Genomic DNA, 9,199 nt, shown 5'->3' on the forward strand with positions numbered 1-9,199 from the left:
ACATGCGCCCCATGGGGTCGCCCAGCTTTAAATCGGCCTGTTGCGGCCCCATTTAAGACGCTGGCGGCGCGCCGGAGCACCCGGGCGCCGGGTCGCCCCGTCCGGGGTGCCGCGGCGGCCTTCCTCGCCGTTCTGCGGCCGCGGAGCGCCCTCTCCCGCCTGCTATACTTCAATCACTTTTTTATGTGTCTCGACGCGTCCCGGCGGCCCCGCCGGACCCGCGCGTCGTCGGAGCCTGTTGACGCAATGACCAACACCGAGCACGACCCCTCGCAAGACCCGACCGCCGAGCCGTCCACGCCGCAGCCCCCGCAAAACCAGACCTACGACTCCAGCAAGATCACCGTCTTGCGCGGACTCGAGGCCGTGCGCAAGCGTCCGGGCATGTACATCGGCGACGTCCACGACGGCACCGGCTTGCATCACATGGTGTTCGAGGTGGTCGACAACGCGATCGACGAAGCCCTCGCAGGCCACGCCGACGATGTGATCGTGACCCTGCACGAAGACGGTTCGGTCTCCTGCTTCGACAACGGCCGCGGCATTCCGGTGGACATCCACAAGGAAGAAGGCGTGTCGGCGGCCGAGGTGATCCTCACCGTGCTGCACGCGGGCGGCAAGTTCGACGACAACAGCTACAAGGTTTCCGGCGGTCTGCACGGCGTGGGCGTGTCGGTGGTCAACGCGCTGTCCGAGCACCTGTGGCTGGACATCTGGCGCGACGGTCACCACCACCAGCAGGAATACGCGCTGGGCGAGCCGCTGTACCCGCTCAAGCAGATCGAGGATTCGCCCAAGCGCGGCACCCTGCTGCGCTTCAAGCCGGCGGTGGAAATCTTCACCGACGTCGAATTCCACTACGACATCCTGGCCAAGCGCCTGCGCGAACTGTCGTTCCTCAATTCCGGCGTCAAGATCACCCTGGTCGACGAGCGCGGCGAAGGCCGGCGCGATCTGTTCCAGTACGAGGGCGGCATCCGTTCCTTCGTCGAGCATCTGGCCCAGGTGAAGACGCCGCTGCACCCGAACGTGATCGCGGTGTCGGGCGAGCAGAACGGCATCACCGTGGACGTGGCGCTGCAGTGGACCGATTCCTATCAGGAAACGATGTTCTGCTTCACCAACAACATCCCGCAGAAAGACGGCGGTACCCACCTGATCGGTTTCCGCGCCGCGCTGACCCGCACGCTGACCAACTACATCGAGAACAGCGGCATCGCCAAGCAGGCCAAGGTGGCGTTGTCGGGCGACGACATGCGCGAAGGCATGATCGCGGTGCTGTCGGTGAAGGTGCCGGACCCCAGCTTTTCCTCGCAGACCAAGGAAAAGCTGGTCAGTTCCGAGGTTCGCCCGGTCGTTGAGAGCACGTTCGGTGCACGTTTGGAGGAGTTCCTCCAGGAACACCCCAACGAAGCCCGTGCCATCACCGGCAAGATCATCGACGCCGCCCGCGCCCGCGAAGCCGCGCGCAAGGCCCGCGACCTGACCCGCCGCAAGGGCGCGCTGGATATCGCCGGCCTGCCCGGCAAGCTCGCCGACTGCCAGGAGAAAGATCCGGCGCTCAGCGAACTGTTCATCGTCGAGGGCGACTCGGCAGGCGGCTCGGCCAAGCAGGGCCGCAACCGCAAGACCCAGGCGATCCTGCCGCTCAAGGGCAAGATCCTTAACGTCGAGCGCGCGCGCTTCGACCGCATGCTCGGCAGCGCCGAAGTCGGCACGCTGATCACCGCGCTCGGCACCGGCATCGGCAAGGACGAGTACAACCCGGACAAGCTGCGCTATCACCGCATCATCCTGATGACCGACGCCGACGTCGACGGCTCGCACATCCGCACCTTGCTGCTGACGTTCTTCTACCGGCAGATGCCGGAGCTGATCGAGCGCGGGCATGTCTACATCGGCTTGCCGCCGCTGTACAAAATCAAGCAGGGCAAGAACGAGATCTATCTCAAGGACGATGCGGCGCTGGACCAGTACCTGGCCAACAACGCGGTCGAAGGCGCGTCGCTGATTCCGGCGACCGGCGAGTTGCCGATCGAAGGCGCGGCGCTGGAGCGTTTGCTCCTCGCCTACGCCGGCGCGCGCGAAACCATCGCCCGCAACGCGCATCGCTACGATCCCAACGTGCTGCAGGCGCTGATCGATTTCACCCCGCTCGACACCGCGCACCTGCTCGCCAACATCGACGAGCGCCACGAACTCGATTCGCTGGAAAAGCGCCTCAACCAGACCGGGCTCGGCAAGCCGCGTTATTCGCTGCAGCTGCATCCGGCCAACGAAACCCGCCAGGCCGCCTTGCTGGTCACGCGCGCGCACATGGGCCAGACCCTGGTGCAGGTGTTGCCGCTGTCGGCGTTCGAAGGCGGCGAGCTGCGTTCGCTGCGCGAAGCGGCGGCGCTGCTGCACGGACTGGTGCGCGAAGGCGCGCAGATCATCCGCGGCAATCGCGCCCAGCCGGTGACGAGTTTCGCCCAGGCGCAGGCGTGGCTGCTCGAGGAAGCCAAGAAGGGCCGCGCGATCCAGCGCTTCAAGGGCCTGGGCGAAATGAATCCCGAGCAGCTGTGGGACACCACGGTCAATCCGGAAACGCGGCGCCTGCTGCAGGTGCGCATCGAAGACGCCGTCGCCGCCGATCAGATCTTCAGCACCTTGATGGGCGACGTGGTCGAACCGCGCCGCGAGTTCATCGAGGACAACGCGCTGAAGGTGGCCAATCTCGACGTGTGACCCGGAAGCGCCCGATCCGGCCGTAACGGCCGGCGCATCGGGCGACCCACGCGACGGCGCGCGCGAGCGCGCCCTCGCCGCGTCGCGCGCGAACGCAGGCACATCGCCTGCGCCCTTGTTCGCCGCCGTTGGCGGTTTCTTCCTCGACCTGTCGCTGGCGATCGCGTTGCTCGCCGGTCTGTCGCTGCTCGGCGTGGCCGCGATGGGCTTCGTGCAGGGATTGCGCGGCATCGGTTCTGCGCAAATCGCCCTCGATCCCCTGCTTTTGGTCGTCGTCAGCCTGATCGCGACCGCGATCAGCGCCTTGTTCGTCTACTACTTTCGTCGAAATGCGAACACCGTCGAGCGGGCCGAATCGTGGCGCGCGTTGTGGCGCCGATCGAGCTGGGGATGGATCGCTTTCGCACTGATCGTATGCAGCGGTTACAGCGCCGTTGTCAGCACGTTCGCGCAAAAAATGGCGATCGACATCACCCCGACCAATCAGGTGCTCGGCGAAATCATCCGCACGCATCCGCGCTCACTGCTGATCTTCGCGGTGCTGATCGCGCCGGCCTACGAAGAGCTGCTGTTCCGGCGCGTGCTGTTCGGTCGGCTGTGGGCCGCCGGACGGCCGTGGCTGGGCATGGCGCTGAGTTCGGCCGCGTTCGCGCTGGTCCACGAACCGCCGGGCCTGGGCGCCAGCAGCGGCTGGGGCATGCTGCTGCTGTGGTCGGTGTACGCGCTGATGGGCGCGTTGTTCGCCTGGATCTACCGCCGCACCGGCAGTTTGTGGACGGCGTATCTGGCTCACGCCGGCAACAATCTGATCGCCTGTCTGGCCCTGCTCGCCTGAGCCGGCGCCGCTGCGCCGGCTATTGACGATTTATTAATCCAGGCCGGGCTACAACGTTCGAATCGTTATGGGGAACGCTGGTATGAAACGTCTTGTGCTGGGGCTGTCGATCGCATCCCTGGTCGCCGCCTGCGCCACCACCACCTCGCCCACCGGGCGCACTCAGCATGTCGGCGCGATTTCGAAAGCGCAGCTCGACCAGATGGGCGCGCAGGCTTTCGAGGAGACCAAGAGCAAAGAGCGCCTGAGCACCGACGCTCGCCAGAACGCCTACGTGCGCTGCGTGGTCAATTCGATCACCGGACAGCTGCCGCCGGGCTGGCAAGCCAACTGGGAAGTGGCGGTTTTCGTCGATTCCTCGCCCAACGCTTTTGCTCTACCGGGCGGAAAAGTTGGCGTAAACACGGGAATTTTCACGGTCGCGAAGAATCAGGACCAACTTGCGGCGGTGATTTCGCATGAAATCGGCCACGTGGTTTCGCGCCATCACGATGAGCGCATTACCCGCCAGATGGGCAGCCAGGCCGCGCTGAACATCCTGGGCACCTTGATGGGCGCGCGCTACGGCGACGGCGCCGCCAGCGCCACCAGTCAGTTCGGCGGCGCGGCGCTGCAGACCGCGTTCCTGCTGCCGGGCTCGCGCACCCAGGAAAGCGAGGCCGACGTGGTCGGCCAGCGCCTGATGGCGCAGGCCGGCTACGACCCGCGGCAGGCGGTGAACCTGTGGCAGAACATGATTTCCGCCAGCAGTTCGCGGCCGCCGCAATGGCTGTCCACCCACCCCGATCCGCAGTCGCGCATCCAGGAGCTGAGCGCCCGCGCCGGGTCGCTGATTCCGGTTTACGAACAGGCCCGCGCGGGCGGCCGTACGCCCAAGTGTGGATGACACCGGGTGTGAAAAGGATGTGCAGACCCGTATCGCGCCGCCCCAGGTTTCTGTTAGGTTGGCGGCCCCTTGGCCTTGCGCCGTCCCGCCGCGAGGCCCTACGGTCTGCGGCCGCTGAGCTCTTTTGAGGTGAGTCCATGAACAAGCAACCCACCCGCCATAGCACCCTGCTCGCCGCCGCCATCGGCGCGGTAGTGCTGTTCGGCGCTGTTCCCCAGGCGGTCGCTCAGCAGGACACCGAGCGCCAGACCGAGAAGCGCGAGAACGCCAGCAACCTTCGCGACAACGGCCGCGCCAACTCGCGCAGGAACAAGAGCGAAGACGGCAAGAAGGTCGAGAACCAGTACCCGAACGCGACTCGCGTCGCGCCGGACGCCAAGGCCTCGTCGAAGGGCGGCTCCAAGCTGCAGAAGATGATGGACGCGTTCAACAAGGAAAAGACCGCCGACGCGCGCGCCCAGGCCGATGCGATCATCGCCGACACCGGGCTGAACCCGTACGAGCGTTCCTTCGCCGCGCAGATCGGCTTCCAGGTCGCCTACGACGCCGACGACAACAAGGCCGCGATGGAGTACCTGAAGAAGGCCATCGAGATCAACGGCCTGGACAACAACAGCCACTTCGACCGCATGTTCGTCCTGGCCCAGCTGCAATTGCAGGAAGAGCAGTACGCCGATTCGCTGGCGACGATGGACCGCTTCCTGACCGAATCCAAGAGCACCAAGCCCGAGCACCTGATCGTCAAGGGCAACGCGCTGTATCGCCTGGAGCGTTACCCGGAGGCCGGCAAGGTCATCAAGGCCGCCATCGACGCCTCGCCCGAGCCCAAGGCCGAGTGGCAGCAGCTGCTGATGGCCACCTACGTGGAAAGCAACCAGGGCGCCGAAGCGGCCAAGGTCGCCGAAGCCATCGCCGCCAAGTCGCCCAACGACAAGCGCGCGCAGATGAACGTCGCCGCGGTCTACTCGCAGTCCGACATGCTCGACAAGGCCGCCGTGGTGCTCGAGAAGATGCGCGCCGCCGGCCAGTTCACCGAAGACAAGGACTACCGCCAGCTCTACTCCACCTATCTGAATCTGGATGGCAAGGAGAAGGAAGCGGCGGGCGTCATCAACGAGGGCCTGGAAAAGGGCATCCTCAAGCCGGACTACCAAGCGTACGCGGCGCTGGCGCAGTCCTATTACTTCTCCGATCAGGCTGGCATGTCGATCGATGCGTACAAGAAAGCGGCTCCGCTCGCACCAGACGGTGAGACGTATTTGAATCTCGCCCGTGTACTGTGGCAGGAAGACCGCATCCCCGAGGCCAAGGAAGCTGCCCAGCAGGCGATCTCAAAGGGCGTTAAGAAGCCCGATGACGCCAAGAAGATTCTCGCGCTGAAAGGCAAGTAATTTCAGTGTGTAGAGCCCAACCGCGCTTGGAACCTGTGACGCGGTTTGGTATATGCTAGGAGGTTCCCGCGACTGGAAACGGTTGCAGGAACCGAACGATGGCCCGCGGCGCCCCGGCGTCCGGAAACACCTCCCGAGCTGACGGCATGACGCAAGACCTCGAACTCCAAGTTAGGAATGATGACGACCGCGAAGGTTTGAACTGGGCACGTATTGCCGGTATCTCCTGCGCGATCGCCGTGCATGCCGCGGCGCTCCTGCTGTTGCTGGCCCCGATGACACCGCCCGCGCAGCAGCAGGACAAAGAGGAGGTGACGATGGTCAATATCATCAAGCCGCCGCCGCCGCCCCCGCCGCCCCCCCCGCCGCCGCCGGAACCGCCCAAGGAGCTCAAGCAGCCTCCGAAGGAACTGTCCCCGCCGCGACCGACCCCGACCCCTCCGCCGCCGGAACAACCGCCGGTCGAGAACCTGGATCCGAGCCCGATCGATCCGCCCGCGCCGCCGCCGGCTCCGCCCGCGCCGCCGACGGCCGCCAGCGACATCGGCTCGAGCGTGGACCCGTCCTCGCGTCGTTTGAATCCGCCGAAGTACCCGCCGACCGAAGCCCGTCAGGGCGTGGGCGGTACCGTAGTCCTCGTGATCAGCATCGACGGCCAGGGCAACGTGCTGGACGTGCAGGTCGAGAAGTCCAGCCGTAACCGTAATCTGGACCGAGCGGCCATGGATGCCGCACGCAAGTGGCGCTTCAATCCTGAAATGCGCAACGGTCAGCCGGTCGCAAGTCGCGTCCGCGTGCCCGTGGATTTCGTCCCGCCGACCTGATCGGGGTCCAGGGACAGTCGTAAGTCACATTAAGTAGTGCGTACTACATTCTTTCCTTTCCACGACATTCAAAGGTAAGCGTCATGCTGCAGCAAACCACCACCGCCGCCGCCGGAGGCTCCAACGCTGAAGCACTTCAGCAGATGAGCTTCTCGCATCTGTTGCAGAACTTCGATCTCGTCGGCTGGATCGTGTTCATCACGCTCACGCTGATGTCGGTTCTGTCGGTCTACTGGATCGTCATCAATTTCGTTAAGAACCTGCGCCTGCGCGGCTCTTCGGATCGCGTCGTCAGCACGTTCTGGGAAACCCCGAACGCCCAGGACGCCATCCGTTACATGGAAGAGCAGTCGCGCAGCGAGCCGTTCTCGAAGATCGCGCTCGACGCCGCTCAGGCCGCCGCTCACCACCAGCGCCACGAAGGTTCGCGCCTGGTCGAGTCGCTGAACCGCTCGGAGTTCGTCGATCGCGCCCTGCGTCAGGCCGTGACCCGCGAAAGCTCGCGTCTGGAAGCCGGTCTGACCGTGCTCGCCACCGTCGGTTCGACCGCTCCGTTCGTCGGCCTGCTCGGCACCGTGTGGGGCATCTACCACGCCCTGCTGCGCCTGGGCGCCAGCGGCGAATCCTCGATTCAGGCCGTGGCCGGCCCGGTCGGTGAAGCGCTGATCATGACCGCCATCGGTCTGTTCGTCGCTATCCCGGCGGTGCTCGCATACAACTTCTTCGTGCGCCTGAACCGCGTCACGAACAACAAGTTCGACACCTTCGCGCACGACCTGCACGACTTCTTCGCTACCGGCTCGCGCGTCGGCGAAGTCGGCGGCAAGCGTTAAGCAATAAGTCTCCTCATTTAGCGTAGTTCTGGAGTTCGGACATGGCCTTTAGTTCAGGCGGCGACACCGGCGGCCCCATGGCCACAATCAACGTCACGCCCCTCGTGGACGTGATGCTGGTGCTGTTGATCATCTTCATGATCACGGCGCCGTTGATGACGCATAAGGTCGAGATCAAACTGCCCGATGCCACGCTGAAGAAGATCGAGGATGCGTCGAAGACGACGCCGATCACCTTGTCGATCCAGGAAGATGGCCACATCTACTGGAACGACGAGCCCGTGTCGGCGGAGCAGCTGGAAAGCCGGCTGTCGGTGGAAGCGCAGAAGACCCCGCAGCCGCAGCTCAATGTTCGCGGCGACAAGACCACGAAGTACCGCACCATCAACAACGTGGTGACCGTCGCGCAGAAGCAGGGCATGCGCAAGGTCGGTTTCGTCGCGATCAAAGAACGTTAATCGGAGACTAGTCAGATGGCTTTCAGTAACAACTCCGATAGCGGCGCGATCTCCGACATCAACGTGACCCCGCTGGTCGACGTGCTGTTGGTGCTGCTGATCATCTTCATGGTCACGGCACCGACGGTGTCTTACCCGATCGACGTCAACCTGCCGCAACCGACGTTGAACCCGCCGCCGCAAACGCAAGAACCGCCGCCGCCGATCGCGCTGCGGATCGATGCGACCGGCCAGGTGTTCTGGAACAACAACCCCACGCCGTTGACGGCGATCCAGGGGATGATGAACGAGACGGTTCAACGCGATCCCACGAACCAACCTCTGCTAGAAATCGACACCAACGACGATGCCGAATACGGCATTCTCGCCAAGGTGCTGGCTTACGCCAAAAACGCAGACATGAAAAAAATCGGTTTCGTCCAGAAGTAATTCCGTCCGGAACCGACACTTACCGTCGTGAGAACGCCGCCCAACCGGGCGGCGTTTTTTTATGTGCGGGGTGGACTCGATCTGATCCGATACGGATACGAATACCGGTGCCGATGCCACCTCGCGGCGGCGCGCCGCAGGGACTGCGCCTTTGGTCGCACTTGCGCTTCGGACTGTGACGGAATTAGCGTAAAGGCGGGCATCCCGCCCAAGGATGGAGGTGCATATGGCCGGCTCCGCGTTCTCCGCATCCACCTACTCGGGCAACGCGCCCGTTGCCGAAATCAACGTCACGCCGCTGGTCGATGTGATGCTGGTGTTGTTGATCATCTTCATGGTTACCGCGCCCGCGCTGACCGGTAATCTCAACCTGTCCCTGCCCTCCCCTAACCCGGACGTGATCCGGACACCGCCCAAGGTCGCGTTGATGGTGCAGCAGGACGGCAGCTTCGATCTCGACGGCCAGCGCCTGACCACGACGCAACTGCCGGCCGCGCTCGCCGCCATCGTGCGCGCGAACCCGGACACGATCGTGGAAGTCGGCGCCAACGCCGATGCCGATTACCAGGGATTCACTCACGCCTTGTCGGCGGCGAAGGAAAGCGGCGTGCGGAATATTTCCAGCCGTTGATGGGCGACGGATTTTAATTCTCGGCGATGTGTGTGCCGATGCAAAAATGCCGTTTTTAGCGGCCTTTTTGCTTATTGCGAGAGGTTGCGGCATTGCAGGACAAGACGCTGCGCGCTGCCTTCGGCGACATGCGAATCTACGACGCTATGCGTGACACGGTCATACCTGCGCCCGTCATTCCCGCG

Annotated in this window: 9 protein-coding genes; all 9 read left to right on the plus strand. The window is 64.2% G+C overall.

Annotated features, from left to right (window positions below):
* Positions 1 to 246 precede the first annotated feature (246 nt).
* A complete protein-coding gene (gene gyrB, locus J7J50_RS03375) occupies positions 247 to 2,727 on the plus strand; it encodes a DNA topoisomerase (ATP-hydrolyzing) subunit B (protein ID WP_215055130.1) in 2,481 nt (826 codons plus the stop codon).
* A 115-nt stretch (positions 2,728 to 2,842) separates the two neighbouring features.
* The gene (locus J7J50_RS03380; RefSeq protein ID WP_251044459.1) at positions 2,843 to 3,562 is read left to right on the plus strand and encodes a type II CAAX endopeptidase family protein; all 720 of its coding nucleotides are present in this window, start codon (positions 2,843 to 2,845) and stop codon (positions 3,560 to 3,562) included.
* An 82-nt stretch (positions 3,563 to 3,644) separates the two neighbouring features.
* Complete coding sequence (locus tag J7J50_RS03385; RefSeq protein WP_215055128.1) at positions 3,645 to 4,448, plus strand: M48 family metallopeptidase; 804 nt, start codon at positions 3,645 to 3,647, stop codon at positions 4,446 to 4,448.
* Positions 4,449 to 4,585: 137 nt separating this feature from the next.
* Positions 4,586 to 5,839, plus strand: a complete 1,254-nt coding sequence (locus J7J50_RS03390; RefSeq protein WP_215055126.1) for a tetratricopeptide repeat protein — start codon at positions 4,586 to 4,588, stop codon at positions 5,837 to 5,839.
* Between the two features lie 146 nt (positions 5,840 to 5,985).
* Positions 5,986 to 6,663, plus strand: coding sequence for an energy transducer TonB (locus J7J50_RS03395; RefSeq protein WP_215055123.1), 678 nt, complete (start codon positions 5,986 to 5,988; stop codon positions 6,661 to 6,663).
* A gap of 83 nt (positions 6,664 to 6,746) precedes the next feature.
* Positions 6,747 to 7,496, plus strand: a complete 750-nt coding sequence (locus J7J50_RS03400; RefSeq protein WP_215055120.1) for a MotA/TolQ/ExbB proton channel family protein — start codon at positions 6,747 to 6,749, stop codon at positions 7,494 to 7,496.
* Between the two features lie 41 nt (positions 7,497 to 7,537).
* Positions 7,538 to 7,954, plus strand: coding sequence for a biopolymer transporter ExbD (locus tag J7J50_RS03405; RefSeq protein WP_215055118.1), 417 nt, complete (start codon positions 7,538 to 7,540; stop codon positions 7,952 to 7,954).
* A gap of 15 nt (positions 7,955 to 7,969) precedes the next feature.
* Positions 7,970 to 8,383, plus strand: a complete 414-nt coding sequence (locus tag J7J50_RS03410) for a biopolymer transporter ExbD (protein ID WP_057941050.1) — start codon at positions 7,970 to 7,972, stop codon at positions 8,381 to 8,383.
* A gap of 226 nt (positions 8,384 to 8,609) precedes the next feature.
* On the plus strand, positions 8,610 to 9,014 hold the full coding sequence (locus J7J50_RS03415) for a biopolymer transporter ExbD (RefSeq protein ID WP_215055115.1): 405 nt from the start codon (positions 8,610 to 8,612) through the stop codon (positions 9,012 to 9,014).
* The last annotated feature ends 185 nt before the right edge of the window (positions 9,015 to 9,199 follow it).

The sequence above is a fragment of the Lysobacter sp. ISL-50 genome (assembly GCF_018612875.1).
In the GTDB taxonomy this organism is placed as follows: Bacteria; Pseudomonadota; Gammaproteobacteria; order Xanthomonadales; family Xanthomonadaceae; genus Lysobacter.

What these genes read in the sequence shown, in the direction of transcription:
- gyrB (WP_215055130.1), top strand. Translation starts at nt 247, where the DNA reads ATGACCAACACCGAGCACGACCCCTCGCAAGACCCGACCGCCGAGCCG.
- J7J50_RS03385 (WP_215055128.1), top strand. Translation starts at nt 3,645, where the DNA reads ATGAAACGTCTTGTGCTGGGGCTGTCGATCGCATCCCTGGTCGCCGCC.
- J7J50_RS03390 (WP_215055126.1), top strand. Translation starts at nt 4,586, where the DNA reads ATGAACAAGCAACCCACCCGCCATAGCACCCTGCTCGCCGCCGCCATC.
- J7J50_RS03395 (WP_215055123.1), top strand. Translation starts at nt 5,986, where the DNA reads ATGACGCAAGACCTCGAACTCCAAGTTAGGAATGATGACGACCGCGAA.
- J7J50_RS03400 (WP_215055120.1), top strand. Translation starts at nt 6,747, where the DNA reads ATGCTGCAGCAAACCACCACCGCCGCCGCCGGAGGCTCCAACGCTGAA.
- J7J50_RS03405 (WP_215055118.1), top strand. Translation starts at nt 7,538, where the DNA reads ATGGCCTTTAGTTCAGGCGGCGACACCGGCGGCCCCATGGCCACAATC.
- J7J50_RS03410 (WP_057941050.1), top strand. Translation starts at nt 7,970, where the DNA reads ATGGCTTTCAGTAACAACTCCGATAGCGGCGCGATCTCCGACATCAAC.
- J7J50_RS03415 (WP_215055115.1), top strand. Translation starts at nt 8,610, where the DNA reads ATGGCCGGCTCCGCGTTCTCCGCATCCACCTACTCGGGCAACGCGCCC.